This window comes from Pseudomonas ovata, from assembly GCF_003131185.1.
GTDB lineage: Bacteria > Pseudomonadota > Gammaproteobacteria > Pseudomonadales > Pseudomonadaceae > Aquipseudomonas > Aquipseudomonas ovata.
In genome coordinates, this window is sequence record NZ_QFFU01000001.1 from 503,309 (window position 1) to 528,334 (window position 25,026).

Genomic DNA, 25,026 nt, shown 5'->3' on the forward strand with positions numbered 1-25,026 from the left:
CAAGCTCCTCATTTGGCTTCTTTACTCACTGTATTGAGCAGGAATTTTCCGATCAGGTCCTCAAGCACCAGCGACGACTGGGTGTCATGGATCGTACCGCCATCCTTGAGCAGGCCTTCATCGCCGCCTACGCTGATACCAATGTACTTCTCGCCCAGCAGGCCCGCCGTCAGGATCGACGCCGTGGAATCCAGCGGCAGGTTATCCACCTTCTTCTGGACTTCCAGGGTCACCCGGCCGGTAAAGGTGTCGCGATCCAGATCGATCGCCGTTACCCGGCCGATGGTCACGCCGGCCATGCTGACCTTGGCTCTGACAGTCAAACCGGCAATATTGTCGAAGTAGGCATAAAGTTTATAGGTGTCACTGGTCGCACTGGCGCTCAGGCCGCTGACGCGCAACGCCAGCAGGAGCAGGGCCAGGATGCCGGCCAGCAGGAACAGGCCGACACCGGTTTCGATGGCGCGGTTTTGCATCAGAAATCTCCAAACATCAAGGCGGTCAGAATAAAGTCCAGGCCAAGCACAGCCAGCGAGGCGTACACCACAGTCCTTGTCGTAGCCCGACCGATCCCTTCGGAGGTGGGGTCGCAATCGTAACCCTGGAATACCGCGATCCAGGTCACTACCAAGGCAAATACGACGCTTTTGAGAACGCCATTGAGCACATCGTCGACAAACGAAACACTGTTCTGCATGTTGGACCAGAAGGAACCCTCATAGACTCCCAGCCAGTCGATGGCCACCCATGAGCCACCCCAGATACCGACCACACTGAAGATCACTGTCAGTATGGGCAATGAAATAAAGCCGGCCCACAAGCGGGGCGCCACGATGTACTTGAGCGGGTCGACACCGATCATTTCCAGGCTCGACAACTGCTCGGTGGCCTTCATGTTGCCGATCTCGGCGGTCAGGGCAGACCCTGCACGACCGGCGAACAACAACGCAGCCACCACCGGAGCCAGCTCGCGCAGCAGGGTCAGGGCCACCATCTGCCCCACCGCCTGTTCGGAACCATACTTGGTCAGAATGCTGAACCCCTGCAGGGCCAGCACCATGCCGATGAACATGCCGGACACGACAATGATCACCAGCGACAGCACGCCGACCGAATACAGCTGGCGAACCAGCAACTGGAAACCGCCGCTGACGTTGCCACGCCCCAGCAGGGCATTGACCAGGAAAATGCCGGAGCGTCCCATCACCGTGACGATATCGATGGCCGAGCGCCCGAGCAGGCGCACGCGCTCCATGATTGATTTGTTGCGCATCAGCGCTTCCCCAACAGGTCTTCGCGAAAATCCGGCGCGGGATAATGAAAAGGCACCGGGCCATCCGGCTCGCCGGTCATGAACTGACGAATGCGCGGGTTATCCGAGTTCATCAGCGCTTCAGGCGTGCCCTGCCCCAGGACCTGGCCGTCTCCGACGACATAGAGGTAATCGGCAATGCTGGCCGTTTCGGTCAGGTCATGCGACACCACGATACTGGTGATGCCCAGCGCGTCGTTGAGCAGACGAATCAGCCGCACCAGCACCCCCATGGCGATCGGGTCCTGACCGACGAACGGCTCGTCGTACATGAGGATCTGTGGATCCAGCGCAATGGCCCGTGCCAGCGCCACACGTCGCTTCATCCCGCCGGACAGTTCATCGGGCATCAGCTCGACTGCACCGCGCAGGCCAACGGCCTGCAACTTCAGCAGGACGATGTCGCGGATCATGTCCTCAGGCAGCTCGGTATGAACACGCAGGGGAAAGGCGACGTTCTCGAACACATCCAGGTCAGTGAACAGCGCACCGCTCTGGAACAGCACGCCCATCTGCTTGCGGGCATCAAACAGATCGCCACGCGACAGCTCGGGCAGGTTCTGGCCATTGACCCATACCTGACCGGCATCGGGACGCAACTGGGCACCCATGAGGCGCAGCAGCGTGGTCTTGCCACACCCTGAAGGCCCCATGATCCCCGTGACCTTGCCCCGGGGAATACGGATATCGACATCACTGAAAATGTTGCGGGCACCGCGCTTGAAGGTAACGCCCTTCAACTCGACCGCATAAGCGTCATCGGCACTCATTTAAACTCCTGGCAATACGGCCTCGTCCCTGCGCGTGGCCACTGTGCAGGAGGCAAAGAGGACAAGGTCGGGCCGGACAAGCCGCGAACTATACCACCGCAGCATCACGTCACCCAAGCGCAGAACCGACGTCCCGTGCTCGTGTTCACATGCTGTTACGATGCAGGTCAGACCCCTCGACAAGCGCTGCGGTTTCGCGGCCACGCCCATCTTGATCAGGCACGCAACGATCAGAGCGTGAGCGCCAGCGATATTACCGCTATAATCCCGGGCTTTTCCCCGGCTGACCGATTTCAGACATGAGCCTGACCCACGACCTGATTCATTCCGCACAGCGCACCATCCGCCTCGAGATCGAGGCCATCGACGGCCTGCTGGGCCAGATCGATGCCGATTTCGTACGTGCCTGCGAACTGATTCTGGGCAGCAAGGGCCGCGTGGTCGTGGTCGGCATGGGCAAGTCAGGGCACATTGGCCGCAAGATCGCCGCCACCCTGGCCAGCACCGGCACCACGGCGTTCTTCGTTCATCCAGCCGAAGCCAGCCATGGCGACATGGGCATGATCACCCGCGATGACGTGATCCTGGCCCTGTCCAACTCGGGCACCACCAGCGAAATCGTCACTCTGCTGCCGCTGATCAAGCGCCTGGGCATCCGGATGATCAGCCTGACCGGCAACCCCGGGTCCACCCTCGCCAAGGCAGCCGACGTCAACCTCAATGCCCGCGTCGAACAGGAGGCCTGCCCGCTGAACCTGGCCCCCACCTCCTCGACCACCGCCGCGCTGGTCATGGGCGATGCCCTGGCCGTGGCCCTGCTCGATGCGCGCGGCTTCACCGCTGAAGACTTCGCGTTCTCACACCCCGGCGGCGCGCTGGGGCGGCGCCTGCTGCTCAAGGTCGAGCATGTGATGCACAGTGGCGACGCCCTCCCCCAGGTAAAGCGCGGCACCCCACTGCGTGATGCCTTGCTGGAAATGACCCGCAAGGGCCTGGGCATGACGGCCATTCTCGAAGACGACGGCCGGCTGGCCGGGGTGTTTACCGACGGCGACCTGCGCCGCACCCTGGACCGTCCGATCGACATCCACCGGACCACCGTCGACGAAGTCATGACCGTGCACGGCAAGACCGCGCGCGCCGACATGCTCGCCGCCCAGGCCCTGAAAATCATGGAAGACCACAAGATCAGCGCGCTGATCGTGGTCGACGAACACGACCGCCCCACAGGCGCTTTCAACCTGCAGGATCTTCTGCGCGCAGGAGTCATGTAATGGAGACCCGCACCGTGAGCGACGAACTGCTGCAACGCGCCAGCAAGATCAGGCTGGCGATTTTCGATGTCGATGGCGTGCTGACCGATGGCCGCCTGTACTTCCTGGAAGACGGCAGCGAATTCAAGACCTTCAATACCCTCGACGGCCAGGGCATCAAGATGCTGATCGCCTCGGGCGTCAGCACGGCCATCATCAGCGGGCGCAAGACCCCGGTGGTCGAGCGTCGCGCCAAAAACCTGGGCATCGCCCATTTGTACCAGGGCCGCGAAGACAAGCTGGTGGTGCTTGACCAGTTGCTCGGCGAACTGAACCTTGGCTACGAACAGGTCGCCTACCTGGGGGATGATCTGCCAGACTTGCCTGTCATTCGCCGCGTCGGCCTGGGGATGGCCGTGGCCAATGCCGCCGGCTTCGTTCGCCAGCACGCCCACGGCGTCACTTGCGCCCGGGGCGGTGAAGGGGCAGCACGCGAGTTCTGCGAGCTGATCCTGAACGCCCAGGGCAACCTTGAAGCGGCCCACGCCGCCTACTTGTAGACTTCGCTCATGCTCAGCAAAAAAATTCGGACCTTCCTGATACTCGGCGTGCTGGCATTCCTGCTGGCGGCGGTCGGCTACTGGAATGTCAGCCCCGAGAGCTTCATGGAACAACCTGCCGTGATGCCTGACGAAACCGCCATCGACTACTACGCCCTGAACGCGCGCAGCGTGCAGTACCTGCCCGACGGCAAGGTGCAGTACGAAATGACGGCCGACAAGGTCGAACACGTCAAGGCCTCCGATGTCACCCTGCTGACCCGGCCGGACCTGCAGATGTACCGTGGCACGGCGTTCCCGTGGCACGTGCAGAGCGCGCGCGGTGAAGTCTCACCCGGCGGCGAGCAGGTCGAGCTGATCGACGATGTGCGTGTATCGCGTACCGATGAAAAGAAACGTTCGACTGTCATTACCAGCACTCGAATGACCGTATTCCCACAGAAGCAATATGCGCAGACCGAGCAAGCCGTTAGAATCGACGCCGGCGGCGGTGTCACTACGGCCAAAGGGATGAAAGCGTATTTGAACGACGGCAGGATGGACCTGCTGTCCAACGTAAGAGGACAGTATGAGGCTCGTTAAAACTCTTCCTTTCTTGCTCGGCCTGGGCGCAGCACTGGGAAGCGCGAGCGCCTGGTCCCTGCCCACAGACCGTGACCAGCCGATTCATATCCAGTCGGACGATGCGCAGCTCGACGACAAGCAGGGTGTTGCCACCTACAAGGGCAATGTCATCATCACCCAGGGCTCGATGAAGATCACCGGCAACACCGTGACCATCACACGCAATGCCCAGGGCGAAGTCGATGTTTTCACCTCGGTCGGCAACCTGGCCTATTACGAGCAGAAGCCTTCGGCGACCAAGCCTATCGTCCAGGCCTATGCCGTGACCATCCAGTACAACGCAGGCCAGGACCGGATCACACTGATCGACAAGGCCAAGGTCATCAACGATGGCAACACCTCCGAAGGCGAAAAGATCGTCTACGACACCGTGCGCCAGATCGTCAGTGCAGGTCGCGCGACCGGCAGCAACGTGACGACGCCACGGCCACGGATCGACATGGTCATCCAGCCGAAAAAGAAAACCGAACCGCAGCAGAAGGCCCAGTAAATGGCAACGCTCAAAGCCCAGCACCTGGCCAAGAGTTACAAGAACCGCCAGGTCGTACGCGATGTCAGCCTGTCGATCGACAGTGGCCAGATCGTCGGCCTGCTGGGCCCGAACGGTGCCGGCAAGACGACGTGTTTCTACATGATCGTCGGCCTGGTGCAGGCCGACCAGGGGCGCGTACTGATCGATGACCTGGATGTCAGCCACCAGCCGATGCACGGCCGGGCTCGCGCCGGTATTGGCTACCTGCCCCAGGAAGCCTCTATTTTTCGCAAGCTGACCGTGGCCGACAACATCATGGCCATTCTGGAAACCCGCAAGGAGCTCGACGGCGCGGCACGCCGCAAGGAGCTGGAAAACCTCTTGCAGGAGTTTCACATCACCCATATCCGCGACAGCCTGGGCATGAGCCTGTCCGGTGGCGAGCGGCGCCGCGTGGAAATTGCCCGGGCACTGGCCACTGCCCCCAAGTTCATCCTGCTGGACGAGCCCTTTGCCGGTGTCGACCCGATTTCGGTCGGCGATATCAAGCAGATCATTCATCACCTGAAGGCCAAGGGCATTGGCGTACTGATCACCGATCACAACGTCCGTGAAACCCTGGACATCTGCGAAACCGCCTACATCGTCAATGATGGACAGTTGATCGCCGAAGGCGATGCCGAGACCATCCTGGCCAACCAGTTGGTCAAAGAGGTCTACCTCGGACACGAGTTCCGCCTCTAGACCGACCACAATGACCATTGACAGCGGATTATTTGTCGTGGCGCTCTAGGCAAGCGCTTGAATTTCAGGCATATAACTTGCTTATAAAAGGCGGCGCCCAGGCGCCCTGTAGTGGATGGCGCACGCGCGCCGGCGAATGTAAGGTGTTGAGCCACTGCCATGAAACCATCGCTAGTCTTGAGAATGGGCCAGCAGCTGACGATGACACCGCAGCTGCAACAGGCTATCCGCTTACTCCAGTTGTCGACCCTGGACTTGCAGCAGGAAATCCAGGAAGCCCTGGAATCCAACCCCATGCTGGAACGCCAGGAAGAAGGCGACGATTTCGATAATTCCGACCCGATGGCGGACAATATCGAAAACAAGCCGGGCAACGAGCGTGAACACGAGCCCCAGGATTCGACCTATCAGGAATCGTCCGCACCCACCGTGGACAATCTTGAAGAAGGCGAATGGAACGAGCGCATCCCTAACGAACTGCCGGTCGACACGGCCTGGGAAGACATCTACCAGACCAGCGCCAGCAGCCTGCCCAGCAATGATGATGACGAGTGGGACTTCACCACCCGCACCTCTGTCGGTGAAAGCCTGCAGAGCCATCTGCTGTGGCAGCTCAACGTCGCGCCGATGTCCGACACCGACCGCCTCATTGCCGTCACCCTGATCGACTGCATCAACAATCAGGGGTATCTGGAAGAGTCGCTGGAAGAGCTGCTGGAAGCCTTCGATCCCGAACTGGACATCGAACGCGATGAAATCGAAGCCGTGCTGCATCGCATCCAGCAATTCGAACCGGCCGGCGTCGGTGCCCGCACCCTGAGCGAATGCCTGCTGCTGCAACTGCGCCAGATGCATGCCAGTACGCCCTGGCTGAGCGAAGCCCAGCGCCTGGTCACCGACTACATCGATCTGCTGGGCGGGCGCGACTACTCGCAACTGATGCGTCGCATGAAGCTCAAGGAAGATGACCTGCGCCAGGTCATCGAACTGGTCCAGAGCCTCAATCCACGGCCGGGCTCGCAGATCGAGTCCAGCGAGCCGGAATATGTCGTGCCCGATGTCATTGTGCGCAAGGACAGCGAGCGCTGGCTGGTCGAACTGAACCAGGAAGCGGTGCCACGCTTGCGGGTCAACCCGCAGTACGCCGGTTTCGTGCGCCGCGCCGACACCAGCGCCGACAACACCTTCATGCGCAATCAGTTGCAGGAAGCCCGCTGGTTCATCAAGAGCCTGCAAAGCCGCAACGAAACACTGATGAAGGTGGCCACCCAGATCGTCGAGCACCAGCGCGGCTTTCTCGAATACGGCGACGAGGCCATGAAGCCACTGGTGCTGCATGACATCGCCGAAGCCGTGGGCATGCATGAATCGACCATTTCCCGGGTCACCACGCAGAAATTCATGCACACGCCGCGTGGCATATACGAACTGAAATACTTCTTTTCCAGCCACGTCAGCACCTCCGAAGGCGGCGAATGCTCGTCCACGGCCATTCGCGCCATCATCAAGAAACTGGTGGCGGCGGAAAATCAGAAAAAGCCATTGAGCGACAGCAAGATCGCTGGTTTACTGGAGGCACAAGGCATTCAAGTCGCCCGTCGCACAGTCGCCAAGTACCGCGAATCCCTCGGGATAGCGCCATCCAGCGAGCGTAAGCGGCTGATGTAGCGGACGAAGCACCTGCAGGTGGCGTACCAGAGCTCACCGCTGCTTGCAGGCGCAGGCCACAGCGTTCCAGTGGCAGGTCACCGGCCTGTCTCTTATGCACTGGCAAAGGGAGAAAGCTGTATGCAAGTCAATATCAGTGGACAACATCTGGAAGTGACCAAACCCCTTCGTGAGTATGTGGAGCTCAAACTCAAGAAGCTCGAAGGGCATTTCGACAAGATCACCAACGTCCAGGTCACGATGACGGTCGAGAAGCTGAAGCAGAAAATCGAAGCCACTTTGCATATTCATGGTGGGGAGGTCGTAGCCAACGCCGAACATGACGACATGTACGCGGCCATCGACCTGCTCACCGACAAGCTCGACAGACAATTGCTCAAGCACAAGGAAAAGCAGCAAAGCATCCTCAAGGGTGCGACAGCGCGCTGACATACCAACCCATGATTCGACTTGAAAACATACTGACCCCCGGCCGTTCCCTGGTGAACGTGCCGGGAGGCAGCAAGAAACGCGTGCTTGAACAGATCGCCAACCTCATCGGGCGTGAAGTACCCGCCCTGGACGCACAAGACGTATTTGAAAAACTGCTGGCCCGCGAAAAACTGGGCTCGACCGGCTTTGGCAATGGCATCGCCATTCCTCACTGCCGCCTGAATGACTGCGTAGAACCGGTCAGTGCGGTTCTGTTGCTCGACAAGGCAGTGGAGTTCGATGCTATCGACGGTGAGCCCGTCGACCTGCTGTTCGTACTGCTGGTACCACAGGCGGCCACGGACGAACATCTCAAGCTGCTGAGCCAGATTGCCGGCATGCTTGATCGCAGCGATGTACGCGACCAGTTGCGCAGCGCGAAAAGCAGTCAGGCGCTTTACGATTTAGTACTGGAAAAACTCAAAGGCCATTGAGCATGCGCATGATCATCGTCAGTGGCCGCTCAGGCTCAGGCAAGAGCACGGCACTCGACGTACTGGAAGACAATGGCTTCTACTGCGTCGATAACCTGCCGGCCGGCCTGTTGCCCGAACTGGCCGAGCGCGCCCTGCTCAACAGCGAGCAGGCCGAGCCGCTGCTGGCCGTGTCGATCGACGCGCGCAATATGCCCAGCCACCTGACCCGATTTCCGCAGATCCTCGACGAAGTCCGTGCCCGGCACATCTCTTGCGACGTGCTGTATCTGGACGCTGACGATGCCACGCTGCTCAAGCGCTTTTCCGAGACCCGTCGTCGTCACCCGTTGAGCAATGCACAGCGCTCGCTGGCCGAGGCCATCCGCGACGAGAGCCAACTGCTGGGGCCGATCATCGACCTGGCCGACCTGAAGATCAACACGACGCACCTGAACCTCTATCAGTTGCGTGACACCTTGAAGCTGCGCCTGTTGAACAAGCCCGAGCCCGGCACGGCCTTTCTCATCGAGTCGTTCGGCTTCAAGCGTGGCATGCCCGTGGACGCCGACCTGGTGTTCGATGTGCGCTGCCTGCCCAACCCGTACTGGAAGCCTGAACTGCGCGACCATTCAGGGCTTGAGCCCATAGTGGCCGAGTACCTGGCAGCGCAGCCTGATGTCGAGGAAATGTTCCAGGACATCTTCACCTACCTCAATAAATGGTTGCCGCGCTTCGCCGCCAGCAACCGCTCCTATGTGACCATTGCCATTGGCTGTACCGGCGGACACCACCGTTCGGTCTACCTGACCGAGCGCCTGGGCCAGGTTCTGCAACAATCACTCAAGAACGTCCAGGTTCGCCACCGCGACCTCAGCTGAAGGATTTCCACTGCGATGCCCGCTTGCCAGATCACCATCATCAACAAACTCGGCCTTCATGCCCGGGCCGCCGCCAAGTTTGTCGGCGTGGCCGGCAAGTTTCCCTGCCAGATCAGGATCGGTCGCACACCTGAAACGCTTATCGACGGCAAAAGCATCATGGGCGTCATGATGCTTGCGGCCGGCAAGGGCACCGAACTGCACGTGTCCGCCGAGGGCGACGATGCGGAACAGGCACTGCAAAGCATCGTCGAACTGATCAACAACAAGTTTGACGAGGGCGAGTAATACTGCGGCGCTGTTGATAGCAAAAAGGGGCCCTGTTCACCAGGCGCCCCTTTTTTGTTTACCGTCTTAACCCAGGGTGCAGGCAGTCCCCTGCTCCAGGGTCCGTAGCCCACAAGGCTCCAGATCGAACCAGGCCAGCCCCTGGACCACCAGCAAACAGGTGCCGGCCAGCAGCAAGAGGCTGCCGACTATCAGGCGAAGCCTGCGTGCACGGCGGTTGATTGGTGTTAGTGAACGCATGAGGCACCCTGGATGGTGACGAATGAATCAGCCCTTGGTCGCCTGGTAGCGGCGAGCGACTTCATCCCAGTTGATGACATTGTAGAAAGCACCGATGTATTCGGCGCGACGGTTCTGGTACTTGAGGTAATAGGCATGTTCCCAGACGTCGAGGCCCAGAATTGGCGTATTGCCGTGCATTAACGGGCTGTCCTGGTTGGCGCTGTGCTCGACCACCAGTTTCTTCTCGGGTGTCACACTCAACCAGGCCCAGCCGCTGCCGAAACGTTTGACGGCCGCGTCGGTGAAGGCGGCCTTGAAGGCCTCGAAACCGCCCAGGTCCTGAGCAATGCCAGCGGCCAGGTCACCTGTCGGCTCGCCACCACCGCCGGGCTTCATGACCGTCCAGAACAGCGAGTGGTTGGCATGACCGCCACCATGATTGACGACCACCGCGCGCAGGTTCTCTGGCAGTTCCTTGGCCTTGCCGACCAGTTCCTCGACCGGGAGCTGCTCATATTCAGTACCGGCAACGGCTTTGTTCAGGTTGTCGATGTAGGTCTGGTGGTGCTTGGTATGGTGAATCTTCATCGTTTCCGTATCGACGTACGGCTCCAGTGCCTCGTAGGCATACGGCAATTCAGGCAGGGTGTGAGACATGTCAATGGACTCCGTGCAGGTAATGAGTAGCTGAAGGCTTTTGCAACGACGTGCGGGCGTGCTCGCTGTTGCTGTTCAGCAGTCGATGGGTACGTGGGTATTCGCCGTGCTCGCTGATAAAGCCCAGCAACTCGGCATAGGTCTTGTTGCTATGGCGCAAGGCAGCCTGGCGCAGGGCGTCGCGCAAGCGCGAATCCTGCATGGCCTGCAACAGGCGCTGATGGATCGCACACAGGTATTCGGCGCTCTCCTCCGGCTGTCCCAGGCTCAAATGCAGGTCGGCCAGGTTATGGTGTGAAATGACGCAGGCGGCGACCGCTTCATCCGGGTCCGCCCAGCGCTCGAACAGCACCTGCGCCAGCGCCAGCGCCTGGAGGTACAACTCACGAGCTTCTACCCACTCGCCGAGATTGAAACAGCGATTGGCCTGTTCGATGGTCCGTTTCCAATGCTGCATGACTACCTCCAGAGGCATGGCGGCGGTTCAGATACCGCCAGCGGTCAGTTTTTCAGGGTTGAGCAACACTTCCAGCTGGCTGCGTTGCAGGTCGGTATGTTCCAGCGCCACGTCGATGATCGGACGGCCTTGCTGATAGGCCTTCTTGGCGATCTCGGCAGCTTTCTGGTAACCGATGATCGGGTTCAATGCGGTCACCAGGATCGGGTTGCGCGACAGCGCTTCCTGGAGTTTTTCCTGGTTGACCTTGAAGCTGCTGATGGCCTTGTCGGCCAGCAGGCGACTGGCATTGGCCAACAATTCGATGCTGGCCAACAGATTCTGGGCGATGATCGGCAGCATCACGTTCAGTTCGAAGTTGCCGGACTGGCCGGCCACAGTAATGGCCATGTCATTGCCGATCACTTGCGCGGCGACCATTGCCGTGGCTTCCGGAATCACCGGATTGACCTTGCCAGGCATGATCGATGATCCCGGCTGCAGCGCCTCCAGCTCAATCTCGCCCAGGCCCGCCAAGGGACCGGAGTTCATCCAGCGCAAGTCATTGGCAATCTTCATCAACGAGACGGCCGTGGCCTTGAGCTGGCCGGAGACCGCGACGGCAGTGTCCTGCGAACCGATCAGGGCAAACAGGTCCTTGCCCGGCTTGAACGCCACACCGCTCAGCGCGCTCAGCTGGGCGTTGAAGCGCACGGCAAACTCAGGGTGTGCGTTGATCCCGGTGCCCACCGCCGTGCCGCCCTGGGCCAGCGATTGCAGGCTTGGCTGCAAGGCCTGGAGATGTTCGAGGTTGGCGCGAATCTGCTGTGCCCAGCCATTGAGCACCTGGCTCAAACGCACCGGCATGGCGTCCATGAGGTGGGTGCGACCGGTCTTGACGAACGGATGCACCTGGGCGGCCTTGTGCTCGGTGACCTCGATCAGATGCTGCAAGGCAGGCAGCAAGTGCTCATGCAGGGCCAGTGCCGCGCTGACGTGGATAGTGGTCGGGATGATGTCGTTGCTGCTCTGGCCACAATTGACGTGGTCATTGGCATTGATCGCCTCGCCATGAATGCGGGTCGCCAGGGTCGCGATCACTTCGTTGGCATTCATGTTGGAGCTGGTGCCGGAGCCGGTCTGGAAGACATCGACCGGAAAGTGGACCATGAAATCGCCGGCCAGCAGGTCGTTGACCGCCTGGACGATGGCCTTGCTCTGCCCTTCGCTGATCTGCTCCAGCTCCAGGTTGGCCTTGGCGGCGGCGGCCTTGGCCAGCAACAGCGCGCGGATGAACTGCCGCGGCATGCGCTGCTGGCTGATCGGGAAATTGTCGACCGCACGCTGGGTCTGTGCGCCATACAGGGCTTCGGCCGGCACCTGCAGTTCGCCCATGCTGTCGCGTTCGATACGGGTATTACTCATCGGAATATCCTTGGACCAGTTCAGTGAGAGAGATCGACGGCTGCAGCACGCATGTAGCCAGTTCATGGACACAGGCTTGCCACTGGCGATGCCGGGCCGGGGTCACAGCCAGGGCCTTGACGTCGCGCAACGGGCGCCAGGCTTGATCCAGGCACAGGCAGCGCCAGTGCCAGGGCAGGACGGTATCGCGTGCCGTGTCGAGCAGCAGACGCAAGGCGGTCAGGGCAATCAGGGCCTTGGGCGTGGCAGTGAAACGCGCCAGATAACGCCCTTCAGCGAGGTAATGCTCGATCAGGCGCGGCTCATCGGGATCCAGCGCACAGCGGATCCGCAGACCCAGTTCGCGCCAGTTATCCAGGTAAGGCAGCTCGTGCAGGACAGACCCCATGACCCATGACTCAGCCAAGAAATGATATTCATTATTGAATGAGATTAAGAATCAAAACAAGACTCTGGCGTGAATCTGTTTTTTGGGGTGCTGGAGAGGGAGGGACAAAGAAGGAGGAATGGGGGATTGCGGGTAGGAGCGCGCTTGCCCGCGACCGAGTGCGATAGCGCTCGCAAAATCTCGGAAACGCTGAGATTTACAGCTGTAAATCTGCGAAACGCTGAAAATTTACGGCTGTAAATCTGCGAAACGCTGAAGATTTACGGCTGTAAATCTACGAAACGCTGAAAATTTACGGCTATAAATCTATGAAACGCCACAAATTTACGACTGCTAACGCAGCCGGTCGCGGTGGTCCGGCATACCGGCAAGCGCGCTCCTACACCGGGCGGTTTCAACTGCCGGCGACGGTCATGCGTTCGATCAGCACCGAGCCGGTGCGGATGTTGCTGCGCAGTTCAAGATCACTGCCGATGGCCACAATCTGCTTGAACATGTCGCGCATATTGCCGGCGATCGTCACTTCCTGGACCGGGAACTGGATCTCGCCGTTCTCGACCCAGAAGCCGGCCGCCCCACGCGAATAGTCACCCGTTACCATGTTCAAGCCGCTGCCCATCAGTTCGGTCACCAGCAGGCCACGCCCCATACGACGCACCAGGGCCGCCTGGTCTTCAGTACCGTGGGTGACGAACAGGTTATGCACGCCGCCGGCATTGGCCGTGCTCGGCAGGCCCAGCTTGCGGCCGGAGTAAGTGCTCAGCATGTACGAGACCAGATCGCCATTCTCGACGAACGGCTTGGCGTAGGTGGCCAGGCCATCGCCATCGAAGGACGCACTGCCCAATGCATGGATCAGGTGCGGACGCTCATCGATGGTCAGCCACTCAGGGAACAGGCGTTGACCCAGCGTGCCTTCCAGGAAGGACGACTTGCGGTACAGGTTGCCGCCGGAAATGGCCCCGAGAAAACTGCCGAACAGACCGCCGGCCAATTCGGCAGAAAACAGCACCGGCACTTCGCAGGTGGGCACCGGACGGGCGCCCAGGCGGCTGGCGGCCCGCTGGGCCGCCTTGCGCCCGATGACCTGCGCGTCGGTCAGCAGATCACCCTGACGATTGACGTCGTACCAATAGTCACGCTGCATCTGGCCGCCATCTTCGGCGATCATGACGCAACTGAGGCTGTGCCGGGTCGACGCATAGCCGCCGATGAAGCCATTGCTGTTGCCATACACCCGGCAGCCCTGGTGGGTATTGAGGGTGGTGCCATCGGCATTGCGGATCCGGCTGTCGGCCTCGAACGCCGCCGCTTCGCAGACCAGCGCCTTCTCGATGGCTTGCTCCGGGGTAATGTCCCAGGCATGGAACAGATCGAAGTCTTTCAGCTCGCGTGCCATCAAGGCCGAATCGGCCAGCCCCGAGCTTTCGTCTTCGGAGGTGTGCTGGGCAATCGCCAGCGCCGCGGCGACGGTTTCGCGGATAGCGTCCGGACCACTGGCCGAAGTGCTGGCCGAGCCCTTGCGCTGGCCGACGTACAGGGTGATGCCAAATCCCTGGTCGCGATTGAACTCTACGGTCTCGACTTCGCGCTGGCGCACCGAGGTCGACAGTCCCTGGTCCACCGAGACGGCCACCTCACAGGCGCTGGCGCCCTGGCGACGGGCTTCGGCGATGATCTGCTCGACCTGCTCCTGAAGTGCTGGCAGGGCTTGTGGGCCGACGCTTTGGGTTGCACTCATGACTTTCTCCATCAAATTCTGCTTTCGGCACAGTTCACATACCGAGCGGGCCGGACAAGCGGCCCCTGACTGGTTATCATGGCGGCGTTTATTTGCGGACGGCCCCCATGGTTGATTCTTACGACGACTCCCTCGACGGGGAGAAAAGCAAAACCCAGGTAAAACGCGAGCAGCAGGCGCTGGTTGAAATGGGCGAGCGCCTGACTACCCTCAAACCGGATGTGCTCGACAAGCTGCCCTTGACCGACGGCTTGCGCCGCGCCCTGGCCGAAGCCCCCAAGCACACCGCGAATATCGCGCGAAAGCGCCATATCCTGTTTATCGGCAGGCTGATGCGCGATCAGGACCAGGAGGCCATTCTTGCCCTGCTGGACCAGCTCGACAGCTCGACCCGGCAGTACAACGAACGCTTCCACTCGCTGGAACGCTGGCGCGACCGTCTGATCGGCGGCGATGACAGCGTCCTGGAAAAATTCGTTTCCGAATACCCGGACGCCGATCGCCAGCAATTGCGCTCCCTGATCCGTCAGGCCCAGCATGAACTGGCGCATAACAAGCCACCGGCTTCCAGTCGCAAGGTCTTCAAGTACATCCGCGATCTGGACGAAGTGCAGCGCGGCCTGCGCTAGCGCCTGCTCAGGACTGGTCAGCAGTGACCAGTCCTGCCCTTCCCTCACCCGCCTGTGCCGCCCACGGTGATCGCATCGATCTTCAGGGTCGGCTGGCCGACGCCTACCGGTACGGATTGTCCGTCCTTGCCGCAGGTGCCCACACCACTGTCCAGCGACAGGTCGTTGCCCACCATCGACACCCGGCTCATGGCCTCCGGACCGTTACCGATCAGGGTCGCGCCCTTGACCGGGGTGGTGATCTTGCCGTCTTCGATCAGGTAGGCCTCGCTGGTGGAGAACACGAACTTGCCGCTGGTGATATCCACCTGCCCGCCGCCCAGGTTGGCGCAGTAGATCCCGCGCTTTACCGAAGCAATGATTTCCTGTGGGTCGCTTTGCCCGCCCAGCATGTAGGTATTGGTCATGCGCGGCATCGGCAGGTGCGCATAGGATTCGCGACGACCGTTGCCCGTGCGTGCCACGCCCATCAGGCGGGCATTGAGCTTGTCCTGCATGTAGCCCTTGAGCACGCCGTTCTCGATCAGCGTGGTGCATTCGGTCGGGGTGCCTTCGTCATCGACGCTCAGCGAGCCACGACGACCGGCCAGGGTGCCGTCATCGACGATGGTGCACAGCTTGGAGGCAACCCTTTCGCCCATCCGGCCGCTGTAGGCCGAGCTGCCCTTGCGGTTGAAGTCGCCTTCCAGGCCATGACCGACCGCTTCGTGCAACAGCACGCCCGACCAGCCCGAACCCAGCACCACCGGCAAGGTGCCTGCCGGGGCGGGTATCGCCTCGAGGTTGACCAGCGCCTGGCGCAAGGCCTCACGGGCGTAGCCCATGGCCCGGTCTTCATTGAGGAAATAACGGTAATCGGTACGGCCACCGCCACCGTGCCCACCGCGCTCGCGACGGCCGTTCTGTTCGACGATCACACTGACATTGAAGCGCACCAGCGGCCGTACATCGGCCGCCAGGCTGCCATCGGCGGCAGCGACCAGAATACGCTCCCAGACCCCGGCCATGCTCACCGAGACCTGCTGGATCCGTGGGTCCAGCGCCCGGGTGGCGACATCAATGCGCTTGAGCAGCTCGACCTTTTCGGCGCGGCTGAGCACTTCGAGCGGGTTGTCCGACGCATACAGCTGGGCCACATCCTGGGTGGTGAACGCCTGGACCCGACCGTTCTGGCCGGCACGCGAGATGGAACGGGCCGCACGCGCCGCTGCGCTCAGGGCCTCGAGGTTGATGGCATTGCTGTAGGCAAAACCGGTTTTTTCGCCCGATTGCGCACGCACCCCGACCCCCTGGTCAAGGTTGAAGCTGCCTTCCTTGACAATGCCGTCCTCAAGCGCCCAGGACTCGGAAATCATGCCCTGGAAATACAGATCGGCCGCGTCGATCCCGGGCCCGGCCAATTCGCCCAGCACCGATTGCAGGGTGTCCAGGTTCAGGCCGCCAGGCGCCAGAAGATGTTCGCTGACTGAGGACACGTCACTCATATTCACTCCGAAGCAGGCCGCACCGCGTCCTGCACTGAAAATCGCCGGTGACTGGACACCGGCATCCGCGCCCGTATGGACGCCTGTTCTTCACTGTCGCGCTGCGCCAGCAGCACGGCTTCACCTTTGTCCTGCTCGGCCAGTATTCGTCCCCAGGGGTCGATGATTGCCGTCTGGCCCCAGGTTTCCCGAGGGCCCGGATGGATGCCGCCCTGGGCGGCGGCCAGCAGGTAGCACTGAGTCTCGATGGCGCGGGCGCGAATCAGGATCTCCCAGTGCGCCGCACCGGTGACGGCGGTGAACGCCGAAGGTGCGGTAATCAGTTCTGCGCCCGCTTCACGCAGGGCGGTGTACAGCTCCGGGAAGCGCAGGTCATAGCATACGCTCATCCCCAACCGCCCCACCGGCGTATCGGCAACGACTACATGGCCTCCATAAGCATAGTCATCCGATTCACGGTAGCGCCCGCGATTGTCAGTCACATCGACATCGAACAGATGCAATTTGTCGTACCGGGCCGCCTGCTCGCCATGCTCGTCGATCAGCAACGAGCAGGCCGCAGCCTTGCCCTCGGGCTGATCCTGCGGTGGCAGCGGCAATGTACCGGCGACAATCCATAACCTGAGGTCACGGGCGGCCTGTTTCAACCATGGCAGGATCGGACCTTGCCCCAGGGCCTCGGCGCGGCCGATGGCGGCCGCGTCGCGACGTCCCAGCGCCGGGAAGTTTTCCGGCAGCACCGCCAGCCGCGCGCCCTGCCCGGCAGCCTGCTCCAGCAGGCGCCGGGCATGGCGCAGGTTTTCGGCGATGTCGCTCTGGCTGACCATCTGAATCACGGCAAACGTCATTTGATCCTCCCTGCCAACCTGACTAAACAGGCAACCCTGTTACTGAGGCTTCTCGAACGGCTTGTCGAAGGTAATCTTCGGCTCTTTCCAGGGCCCCTCGACCTTGTACTGGACACTGGCGAAACGCGCAACGCGGTCGCCCAGCAACTTGTCTGCCAGAAACAGTGCGCCGCCAATGGCCGGTGCGCCGACCAGCAAGGCGGCAATGGGCAGGTTGTTGGTGACCGGCAGGGTCACCAGCAGCTTGGCGTTGACCTGATCCCTGACCATGTCCAGCGTGCCGTCCAGCTCCAGGTTGCTCGATGGGCCGGTCAGGGTGATCGGCTTGCGCGTCACGTAGACACCTTCGCTGGCCACCAGCAGGCCCTTGACCCGGTCATAGCTGAGCCCCTTGCCCAGCAGGTCGGAGAAGTCCAGGCGCAAACGCCGGCCGATGGAGTTGAAGTTGAGCAGGCCGAACACTCGTAACGCCTGGGCACCGCCTTCGACTTCGACGAACTGGCCCTTGCGCAACGTGGCATCCAGACTCCCGGAATAACGCTTCAGGCCCACCCAGGCCGGCGAGCCCGGCCAGCGGCCGTCGATGTCCAGCTCGAATGATTCGCTGGTCACGGTCGGCGCAAAGCCCCAGGCCTTGAGCACATCGCTCAGGTCCTTGCCCGCCACATGGCCCTTGATCCAACTGCTGCCGGCCCCCGGCGTGCCGTCCCAGCCCCCGTTGCCTTCGAGCAGCAGCCCCTTGAGGCCCAGGCTCAGGTCGTTGAAGCGCAAGCCACTGGGGGTCGGACGGATTTTCAGGGCCCAGCCACCGACCAACTGCTCGCCCTGGAACACCTGGTTGATGCGCAGATCCAGCGCCGGCACCTGACGCGGATCGAACCCGGCCAACGGGTCAGGCGCGTTTTCGACCACCGCCGCATTGGGGTCGGCGGCCGGCAGGTGCACGTACTGCAGGTCGATATCGATCGGGGCGTTTCTGGCATCGGGCAACGCCGCCGTCCCTTTGACCTTCGCGCTGTCCAGCGCCAGCTGCCAGGCAGCGGCAATACGCTGCACCTGCACGCGGACCTGTTCAAGCGTAGTGCCCATGGCTGTCAGCCGGCCGATCTGCACATCGACCCGGTTGAGCATCTGCCGGGCGCTGCCGCCGGTATCGCCACCGCTGTAGCGCTTGGCCACGTCCTGCCAGGGCGCGATATCCAGTTCGGGCAGGCTGCCACTGATGCGCAAGCCCTTGGCCTGGGGCACAACGGCGCCGCCCTGCCCCAGAAACAATTCGCCACGCCCTTGCAACGGATCACTGGCAGGCGCTGCCCAGGTCAGGCTGGCCTGCGTGCCATACACCGCGTCGTAGCGTCGCTCGCGGCCTTGCAGGGTCATGCGAAACTCACTGGGGCGCGCCTGTTCGCGGGACTTGCCGAACGGTGCCGGCAGGTCCACCGCCAGGCCTTGCAGGCTGGAACTGATCGACAGCGGCGTGTCTGCCCCGTCGAGCAGCAATTGCAATTGATAGGGAATATCGCCCGAGGCTGGCAGCGGCTGATTGAAGCTCAGCCAGTCAGTCAGGCGCTTGAGGGCAATCTGGCCGCTGGCATTGATGCGCGTGATATTCGCGCCTGGCTTGCCCTCGGCCGAAATTTGCGCCGTGACCGGCTGATCAAACGCCTGGGCACTGATGTTCTTGCCACTGAGCCCCCGATCACTGTCGAAACGGAACTCGCCCTTCAGTTGACTCAACTCCAGCGGCGGCTCGGCCAGCTTCAGGCGCGCACCCTCACTGGCAAAGTCCACGACAATCTTCGGCTCAAGGCCCTTTTCCAACGGAATGTCGAGGTTCAGCCGGCCCTTGAGTGGACCCTCGCCTTGCCATTTGGCAAAGGTGCTGCCGGTGCCGATAGGGGCGTCCTGCAGGATTTTCAGGCCATCGCCCAGGCGACCGGCAAATTCGCCATCGACCAGCAGGTGGACGGGTTGTCCGGCGACAGCGGGTGGAACATTGACCTGTACGTTGCTGACTTTGGTGCCCAGCATCTGACCCTTGCTGGCCGTGATGCGCACATCGTTGTTCTCGACGTACACCTTGCCGTCCACGCCCGTAAGCGCAGGCCAGCCCGGCTGGAAATCCAGGGTCGCATTCTTGACGTTGAAGAACAGGCTGATGACCCGGGCATGATCAGGGGCGTTCTTGTGCAACGAGCCCTGATACTGGAAAAAACCCTGCTTGACCTCGCCGGCGACAATGGCCGTGCGCAGCCAGTTATCCAGCGCCGGGCTAAGCACTGCCGGCAGGTACTTGCCGGTGTAGCGACCATCACCGTCGAGCAGGCCGACGCGCAGGTCCATGTAGTCTTCATGGTCGTGCTTGAGGTGGATGCGAATCAGAAAATCGGCCGCGATCCGGCCTTCGTCGCCCAGCACCTTGATGTACGGCGCCACCAGGGTGAAACGGTCCTGGTCCAGGGTCCAGGTCAGACGGGCATTGGCCTTCTTGTAGCCCCATGGCTTCTTGAAGATCGGGTCCAGGTGCAGCATGAAGTCGTCACTGGCCAGGCGCAGTTCGCCCTTGCCCAGGTCACCGCTGATGGCACCGCTGACATTGCCGGCCGCCGGCGCGCCGTGATACGCCTTGAAGCCGATCCTGTCCAGGTTGGCGGCAAAGCTCAGGCGCTCGTCACCCTGCGCCTGCGGGCGCCAGTCGAGCAGCACGTTGTGCAGCGTGCCGGTGACATCCAGGCGATCGAGCACTTCACGCAAGGTGTCAGGCAGCGGTGCCAGCGAATCGAGCAGGGCCGTGAGCGGCGTCAGGTCCAGACGGTCGGCCTGGACATGCCACAGCTCCTGACGCTCGGCCGTGGCGAGGCTTTGCCGCAAGTGCAGGCGGCTTTCCCAGCGCTGCTTGCCCAGGTTCATGGCCAGCGAGTCCAGCGTCAGCTCGAAGCCCTGTTCGCTGCGTACGAACCAGGCATTGAGCGCCAGGTCATCAATCCGGGCCGGCGCATGCTCGCCATAGTGGCCTTGCAGGTGCGGTGCATTGAGCTGCACGGTTGCCTGCTGCAACGTGCCCTTGCCCCAGCCCAGCCAGAATTGCCCACCGGCCTTGAGCGCCGACACTTCCCAGTCGCGGGTCAGGCTGCGCGGCAGCCATTGCGCCCAGTCGCTCTGCGGCAGGTTCAACCAGGCATCGGCCTGGGCCTGGCGCCATTGGCCGGGCTGGATACGGGCCTGCACATTGAGCGCCAGCGGCTGGCCATCGGGCAGGGTCAGGCGTGCATCAAGGCGCTGCCGGCCGGGGCCGGTGGCCAGGCTGGCATTGATGTAGGTGAGGGTCAGGGGTTGTTCGTCGAAAGGCTGCACCGTCAACTGGCTGTCGAACACCGACAACTGCGCCACCTGCTGCAGGCGCGTCAGCACCTGCTCGGGATCCAGGGGCGCCTCGTCGCGCTTCGGCACGCCCTGCAGCGCCCATTGGCCATCCTTGTCCTGCCGTACGATCAGTTGCAGACCGCTGACCTCGAGGTCGGCAATGTGCACCTGGCGGTGGACCAGGCTGTCCCACAGCGCCGGCACTACCCGCACCTGGTCCAGACGCAGTGCGTTGCGACCTTCGCCGACCATTACATCGTGGGCCAGCAGCACCGGAGCAAAGCCGCTCCAGCGCCCCTCCAGGCGACCGATGCTCAATGGCATGCCCAGGGCAGCCTGGGCGCGGCTTTCGACGTCCACCCGGTACTCGGCCAGCATGGGCGCCAGTTGCCGCCCCAGGCTCACATACAAGGCGGCCAGTACCAGCAACAAGGCACACAGGCTCAGGCCCCAGCGGACCAGCACCGCCATCAGGCGCGGCAGGTTCATCATTCAGCAGCCTCCGCGCCAGGCAACCGCAATCACTGACGGCAACGAGAGGCCGCTACACAGGACCCACGCCGGGATTTGCTCATTGATCACACATCACTCTCACTCAAGGGGCATCCCTGCCGCGGCCCCGCCTTGCAACGGGTGTCATATCTGCAGTGCGAGCAACTCAGAGCAGCACAACGTCGTATTGTTCCTGTGAATACATCGATTCGACCTGAAAGCGTATGGTGCGGCCAATGAAGGCCTCAAGCTCGGCCACATTGCCCGACTCTTCATCGAGCAGGCGGTCGACCACCCGCTGGCTGGCCAGCACCCGATAACCCACCGCCTGGTAGGCCCGGGCCTCGCGCAGGATCTCGCGGAAGATCTCGTAGCAGATGGTTTCCGGCGTCTTGAGCTTGCCGCGCCCCTGGCAGCACAGGCAGGCCTCGCACAGGATCTGCTCGAGGCTTTCACGGGTGCGCTTGCGGGTCATCTGCACCAGGCCCAGCTCGGTGATGCCGATGATATTGGTCTTGGCGTGGTCGCGTTCGAGCTGTTTTTCCAGGGTGCGCAACACCTGGCGCTGGTGCTCGCTGTCTTCCATGTCGATGAAGTCGATGATGATGATGCCACCCAGGTTGCGCAGGCGCAGTTGCCGGGCAATCGCGGTGGCCGCTTCCAGGTTGGTCTTGAAGATGGTTTCTTCGAGGTTGCGGTGGCCGACGAAGGCACCGGTGTTGACGTCGATGGTGGTCATCGCCTCAGCCGGGTCGACCACCAGGTAACCGCCGGACTTGAGCGGCACCTTGCGCTCCAGCGCCTTCTGGATCTCGTCCTCGACCCCGTACAGGTCGAAGATCGGCCGCTCGCCGGGGTAGTGCTCCAGGCGGTCTTCGATCTCGGGCATCAGTTCGGCGACGAACTGCCGGGTCTTCTGGAAGGTTTCCCGCGAGTCGATGCGGATCTTCTCGATGCGCGGGCTGACCAGGTCGCGCAGGGTGCGCAGCGCCAGGCCCAGGTCCTCGTAGATGACCGTGGGCGGGCTGACGGTCTTGATCTGTTCGCCGATCTGGTCCCAGAGCCTGCGCAAGTAACGGATGTCCATGAGGATTTCTTCGGCGCCAGCGCCTTCGGCGGCCGTGCGCAGGATGAACCCGCCGGCTTCCTTGATGCCCTCCTGGGCCACGCAGTCGCTGACCACCTTCTTGAGCCGGTCGCGCTCGCCCTCATCTTCGATCTTCAACGAAATGCCGACATGCGCCGTGCGCGGCATGTACACCAGGTAACGCGACGGAATCGACAACTGCGTGGTCAGTCGTGCGCCCTTGCTGCCGATCGGGTCCTTGGTGACCTGCACCACCAGGCTCTGGCCTTCATGCACCAGCGCACTGATCGGCTCGATGGCTGGGCCTTCGCGCATGGAGATTTCCGATGCGTGGATGAAGGCGGCACGGTCCAGGCCGATGTCGATAAAGGCCGCCTGCATGCCGGGCAGTACCCGCACCACCTTGCCCTTGTAGATATTGCCGACGATACCGCGGCGCTGGGTGCGCTCGACATGCACCTCTTGCAGGACGCCGTTTTCCACCACCGCCACCCGTGATTCCATGGGGGTGATGTTGATCAGGATTTCTTCACTCATGGCTTATCACCTTCCAGGCCTTGCCAACAGGGTATGCCGAAATGGCCCAGCAGGTCTGCGGTTTCGCACAGCGGCAAGCCCACGACCGCCGAGTAGCTGCCGTGCAGGCCCGCGACGAAGATCGCCGCCAGCCCCTGGATGGCATAGCTGCCGGCCTTGTCCAGCGGTTCGCCACTGGCCCAGTAGGTGCTCGCCTCATGCGCCTGGATGGCGCGAAAACGCACGCGACTGGCGACCACCCGGCTTTCGCAACGCTGTCGGTCCAGCACCGCCACGGCGGTCAGCACCTCATGTTCACGCCCCGACAACGCGGCCAGCATGGTCAGCGCGTCCTCCCGGTCAACGGGCTTGCCGAGAATCCGGCCGTCGAGCACCACGGCTGTATCAGCCCCCAGCACGCAGGCCTGCTGCGTCCCGGGCAGCAAGGCCAGGCCCGCCCGGGCCTTACTGCGTGCCAGGCGTTCGACATAGGCTTCGGGGGTTTCGGCGGCCAGCGGCGTTTCGTCGATCTGCGCACTCAGCACGCTGAACGGCACGCCGATCTGGGCCAGCAGTTCACGACGTCGCGGCGAACCGGAAGCCAGGTAAAGAAAGGACATCGGGACGTCTCCATGTCGGCAACGCCCTGTTCAGAGCGCCTGCACTGCGTGCGCTCAATTGATTTTCAGGTGCTTGCGCAGCCCGCGTAGTCCATAGCTGATCCAGGGCCATAACAAGGCACTGACCAGCGCCGGCAGCACCAGCGCCAGGGTGGGCTGGCGATTGCCGGTCAAGGCGCTCAGCCACAGTTGCGCCAGTTGCGCCAGGCCAAAGACCACCAGCAGGATCAGACACTGTTGCCAGGTCGGGAAGATCCGCAGGCGGTGCTGCAAGGACATCACCAGAAAGGCGATCAGGCTGAGGGTCAGTGCGTTCTGGCCCAGCAGGGTGCCGTACAGCACATCCTCCATCAGCCCCAGCAGCCAGGCGGTGGTCATGCCGACCTTGTGCGGCAGCGCCAGGATCCAGAAGGTCAGCAGCAGCGCCAGCCACAGCGGGCGAAAGATTTCCATGAATTGCGGCAGCGGCGAAACGCTGAGCAACAGGCCGATGGCGAAGGTCAACCAGACCACCCAGCCATTGCGCCCGGAGACGTGACTAACCATCGATGGGTTCTCGGGAATTGGACGGCACGGAGGCCGGTGGCGTCGTCGGCCTTGAGGCCGGGCGAGGGCTGGCCGGTGCCGGCGAAGCCGCAGGGCTGCCCTGCCCGGCTGGATGCGAACCGGTCGATGTGCCGCGTGCAGGCGTCGAGTGCGACAAGACAGCGCCGCCTGGCGTGGTATTGACCGGAAACACTGGCAGCAAGGCACCTGGCATGGCCGGGAACACCGGGGCGTAGGCGCCAGGCGCGGGTGCCAGGCTGGTCGGCACCGTGCGTCGCCCCAGCAACTCCTGCGCCTGGCCCGCCTCGGCGGCGCGTTCCTCGGCCGAGCGGCCGTCGGAGAACACCAGCAACAGGTAGCGGCTGCGGTTCAGGGCCGCGGTCGGTTCGGCGCGGATAACGGCAAATGGCTGGCCGGAGTCATGATTCACCTCCGTGACCGTCGCCACCGGATAGCCGGCCGGAAAGCGCTGGCCCAGGCCGGAGCTGACCAGCAGGTCGCCTTCCTTGATGTCGGCCGTGTCGGCCACATGGCGCAACTCCAGGCTTTCGGGGTTGCCGGTGCCGCTGGCGATGGCGCGCAGGCCATTGCGGTTGACCTGCACCGGAATGCTGTGAGTGGTGTCGGTCAGCAACAGTACACGGGCGGTGTACGGCATCAACTCGACCACCTGCCCCATCAATCCACGGGCATCGAGCACCGGCTGGCCGAGCATTACACCGTCGCGCTCACCCTTGTTGATGATGATGCGATGGGTAAAGGGATTGGGGTCCATGCCGATCAACTCGGCCACCTCGACCTTCTCGTTGACCAGTGCCGAGGAGTTGAGCAACTCGCGCAGGCGCACGTTCTGCTCGGTCAGGGCCGCGAGCTTCTGCAGGCGCCCCTGCAACAGCAGGGCTTCGGTCTTGAGCTTTTCGTTCTCGGCCAGCAGTTCGGTACGGCTGCCAAACTGCATGGCCACGCCCTGGTACAGGCGCTGCGGCAGATCGACGATCCAGTAGGACTGCATCAGCACGAGCGACATCTGGCTGCGCAGCGGCTTGAGCAGGGTAAAACGGGCGTCGACCACCATCAAGGCAACCGACAGCACCGCCAGCACAAGCAGGCGTACGC

27 protein-coding genes are annotated in these 25,026 nt (G+C 62.2%); 11 read left to right on the forward strand and 16 right to left on the reverse strand.

The genetic code is table 11. The annotated features are described in order from the left end of the window. Positions 1-8: 8 nt before the first annotated feature. From mlaD to DGA31_RS02275, 3 genes are read right to left on the reverse strand one after another with little or no spacing between them, the layout of a single operon-like run. The gene (gene mlaD / locus DGA31_RS02265) at positions 9-476 is read right to left on the reverse strand and encodes an outer membrane lipid asymmetry maintenance protein MlaD (RefSeq protein ID WP_056834159.1); all 468 of its coding nucleotides are present in this window, start codon (positions 474-476) and stop codon (positions 9-11) included. Continuing rightward, positions 476-1,273, reverse strand: a complete 798-nt coding sequence (gene mlaE, locus DGA31_RS02270; RefSeq protein WP_056834157.1) for a lipid asymmetry maintenance ABC transporter permease subunit MlaE — start codon at positions 1,271-1,273, stop codon at positions 476-478. The genes mlaD and mlaE overlap by 1 nt, the downstream gene beginning before the upstream one ends. Then, positions 1,273-2,082 (reverse strand): ATP-binding cassette domain-containing protein, encoded by an 810-nt coding sequence (locus tag DGA31_RS02275; protein WP_056834156.1) that lies wholly within the window; start codon positions 2,080-2,082, stop codon positions 1,273-1,275. The genes mlaE and DGA31_RS02275 overlap by 1 nt, the downstream gene beginning before the upstream one ends. Positions 2,083-2,381: 299 nt before the next feature. On the opposite strand from DGA31_RS02275, the gene DGA31_RS02280 reads away from it, so the two are divergent. From DGA31_RS02280 to DGA31_RS02325, 10 genes are all read left to right on the forward strand, one after another. Next, positions 2,382-3,356, forward strand: a complete 975-nt coding sequence (locus DGA31_RS02280; protein WP_109511393.1) for a KpsF/GutQ family sugar-phosphate isomerase — start codon at positions 2,382-2,384, stop codon at positions 3,354-3,356. Beyond that, a complete protein-coding gene (locus DGA31_RS02285) occupies positions 3,356-3,895 on the forward strand; it encodes a KdsC family phosphatase (RefSeq protein WP_109511394.1) in 540 nt (179 codons plus the stop codon). The genes DGA31_RS02280 and DGA31_RS02285 overlap by 1 nt, the downstream gene beginning before the upstream one ends. Positions 3,896-3,904: 9 nt before the next feature. Further along, positions 3,905-4,477 carry an LPS export ABC transporter periplasmic protein LptC gene (lptC, locus tag DGA31_RS02290; protein WP_056834151.1) on the forward strand — a complete coding sequence of 191 codons (573 nt, stop codon included), beginning with the start codon at positions 3,905-3,907 and terminating at the stop codon, positions 4,475-4,477. After that, positions 4,464-5,009 carry a lipopolysaccharide transport periplasmic protein LptA gene (lptA, locus tag DGA31_RS02295; protein ID WP_056834150.1) on the forward strand — a complete coding sequence of 182 codons (546 nt, stop codon included), beginning with the start codon at positions 4,464-4,466 and terminating at the stop codon, positions 5,007-5,009. Before lptC ends, lptA begins: the two co-directional genes overlap by 14 nt. After that, positions 5,010-5,735 carry an LPS export ABC transporter ATP-binding protein gene (gene lptB, locus DGA31_RS02300; RefSeq protein ID WP_109511395.1) on the forward strand — a complete coding sequence of 242 codons (726 nt, stop codon included), beginning with the start codon at positions 5,010-5,012 and terminating at the stop codon, positions 5,733-5,735. Between the two features lie 159 nt (positions 5,736-5,894). Beyond that, a complete protein-coding gene (locus DGA31_RS02305) occupies positions 5,895-7,403 on the forward strand; it encodes an RNA polymerase factor sigma-54 (RefSeq protein ID WP_056834146.1) in 1,509 nt (502 codons plus the stop codon). Between the two features lie 120 nt (positions 7,404-7,523). After that, positions 7,524-7,832, forward strand: a complete 309-nt coding sequence (hpf, locus tag DGA31_RS02310) for a ribosome hibernation-promoting factor, HPF/YfiA family (protein WP_056834144.1) — start codon at positions 7,524-7,526, stop codon at positions 7,830-7,832. Between the two features lie 11 nt (positions 7,833-7,843). After that, positions 7,844-8,308 carry a PTS IIA-like nitrogen regulatory protein PtsN gene (gene ptsN / locus DGA31_RS02315; protein ID WP_056834143.1) on the forward strand — a complete coding sequence of 155 codons (465 nt, stop codon included), beginning with the start codon at positions 7,844-7,846 and terminating at the stop codon, positions 8,306-8,308. A gap of 2 nt (positions 8,309-8,310) precedes the next feature. Then, positions 8,311-9,168 (forward strand): RNase adapter RapZ, encoded by an 858-nt coding sequence (gene rapZ / locus DGA31_RS02320; protein WP_056834141.1) that lies wholly within the window; start codon positions 8,311-8,313, stop codon positions 9,166-9,168. 15 nt (positions 9,169-9,183) lie between these two features. Further along, a complete protein-coding gene (locus DGA31_RS02325) occupies positions 9,184-9,456 on the forward strand; it encodes an HPr family phosphocarrier protein (protein WP_056834140.1) in 273 nt (90 codons plus the stop codon). Between the two features lie 66 nt (positions 9,457-9,522). Here DGA31_RS02325 and DGA31_RS29755 read toward each other — a convergent pair whose 3' ends face one another. The 6 genes from DGA31_RS29755 to pmbA all read right to left on the reverse strand — a co-directional run bounded on the left by DGA31_RS29755 (position 9,523) and on the right by pmbA (position 14,325). Next, positions 9,523-9,696, reverse strand: coding sequence for a hypothetical protein (locus tag DGA31_RS29755; RefSeq protein WP_153811665.1), 174 nt, complete (start codon positions 9,694-9,696; stop codon positions 9,523-9,525). Positions 9,697-9,723: 27 nt separating this feature from the next. Continuing rightward, complete coding sequence (locus DGA31_RS02330; protein WP_109511396.1) at positions 9,724-10,335, reverse strand: superoxide dismutase; 612 nt, start codon at positions 10,333-10,335, stop codon at positions 9,724-9,726. A gap of 1 nt (position 10,336) precedes the next feature. Continuing rightward, on the reverse strand, positions 10,337-10,792 hold the full coding sequence (locus DGA31_RS02335; RefSeq protein WP_109511397.1) for a tetratricopeptide repeat protein: 456 nt from the start codon (positions 10,790-10,792) through the stop codon (positions 10,337-10,339). Between the two features lie 27 nt (positions 10,793-10,819). Next, positions 10,820-12,196, reverse strand: a complete 1,377-nt coding sequence (locus tag DGA31_RS02340) for a class II fumarate hydratase (protein ID WP_109511398.1) — start codon at positions 12,194-12,196, stop codon at positions 10,820-10,822. Next, positions 12,189-12,584: a hypothetical protein gene (locus DGA31_RS02345; RefSeq protein ID WP_056834131.1), complete on the reverse strand. Its 396-nt coding sequence runs from the start codon at positions 12,582-12,584 to the stop codon at positions 12,189-12,191. The genes DGA31_RS02340 and DGA31_RS02345 overlap by 8 nt, the downstream gene beginning before the upstream one ends. Before the next feature lie 394 nt (positions 12,585-12,978). Next, on the reverse strand, positions 12,979-14,325 hold the full coding sequence (gene pmbA, locus DGA31_RS02350; RefSeq protein ID WP_109511399.1) for a metalloprotease PmbA: 1,347 nt from the start codon (positions 14,323-14,325) through the stop codon (positions 12,979-12,981). A 107-nt stretch (positions 14,326-14,432) separates the two neighbouring features. Here pmbA and yjgA point away from each other — a divergent pair, with 107 nt between their 5' ends. Beyond that, on the forward strand, positions 14,433-14,954 hold the full coding sequence (yjgA, locus tag DGA31_RS02355; protein ID WP_056834127.1) for a ribosome biogenesis factor YjgA: 522 nt from the start codon (positions 14,433-14,435) through the stop codon (positions 14,952-14,954). Between the two features lie 44 nt (positions 14,955-14,998). On the opposite strand, the gene tldD is transcribed toward yjgA, so the two are convergent. The 7 genes from tldD to mreC form a co-directional block, all read right to left on the reverse strand. Beyond that, a complete protein-coding gene (tldD, locus tag DGA31_RS02360; protein ID WP_109511400.1) occupies positions 14,999-16,438 on the reverse strand; it encodes a metalloprotease TldD in 1,440 nt (479 codons plus the stop codon). A 2-nt stretch (positions 16,439-16,440) separates the two neighbouring features. Further along, on the reverse strand, positions 16,441-17,286 hold the full coding sequence (locus tag DGA31_RS02365) for a carbon-nitrogen hydrolase family protein (protein WP_056834123.1): 846 nt from the start codon (positions 17,284-17,286) through the stop codon (positions 16,441-16,443). A 39-nt stretch (positions 17,287-17,325) separates the two neighbouring features. Then, positions 17,326-21,141 carry a YhdP family protein gene (locus DGA31_RS02370; protein WP_109511401.1) on the reverse strand — a complete coding sequence of 1,272 codons (3,816 nt, stop codon included), beginning with the start codon at positions 21,139-21,141 and terminating at the stop codon, positions 17,326-17,328. Positions 21,142-21,307: 166 nt separating this feature from the next. Then, positions 21,308-22,765, reverse strand: a complete 1,458-nt coding sequence (rng, locus tag DGA31_RS02375; protein WP_056834119.1) for a ribonuclease G — start codon at positions 22,763-22,765, stop codon at positions 21,308-21,310. Beyond that, on the reverse strand, positions 22,762-23,364 hold the full coding sequence (locus DGA31_RS02380; protein ID WP_109511402.1) for a Maf family protein: 603 nt from the start codon (positions 23,362-23,364) through the stop codon (positions 22,762-22,764). Before DGA31_RS02380 ends, rng begins: the two co-directional genes overlap by 4 nt. Positions 23,365-23,418: 54 nt before the next feature. Further along, the gene (gene mreD / locus DGA31_RS02385; protein ID WP_056834115.1) at positions 23,419-23,910 is read right to left on the reverse strand and encodes a rod shape-determining protein MreD; all 492 of its coding nucleotides are present in this window, start codon (positions 23,908-23,910) and stop codon (positions 23,419-23,421) included. Further along, positions 23,903-25,012, reverse strand: a complete 1,110-nt coding sequence (gene mreC, locus DGA31_RS02390) for a rod shape-determining protein MreC (RefSeq protein ID WP_241509510.1) — start codon at positions 25,010-25,012, stop codon at positions 23,903-23,905. The genes mreD and mreC overlap by 8 nt, the downstream gene beginning before the upstream one ends. Positions 25,013-25,026: the final 14 nt, after the last annotated feature.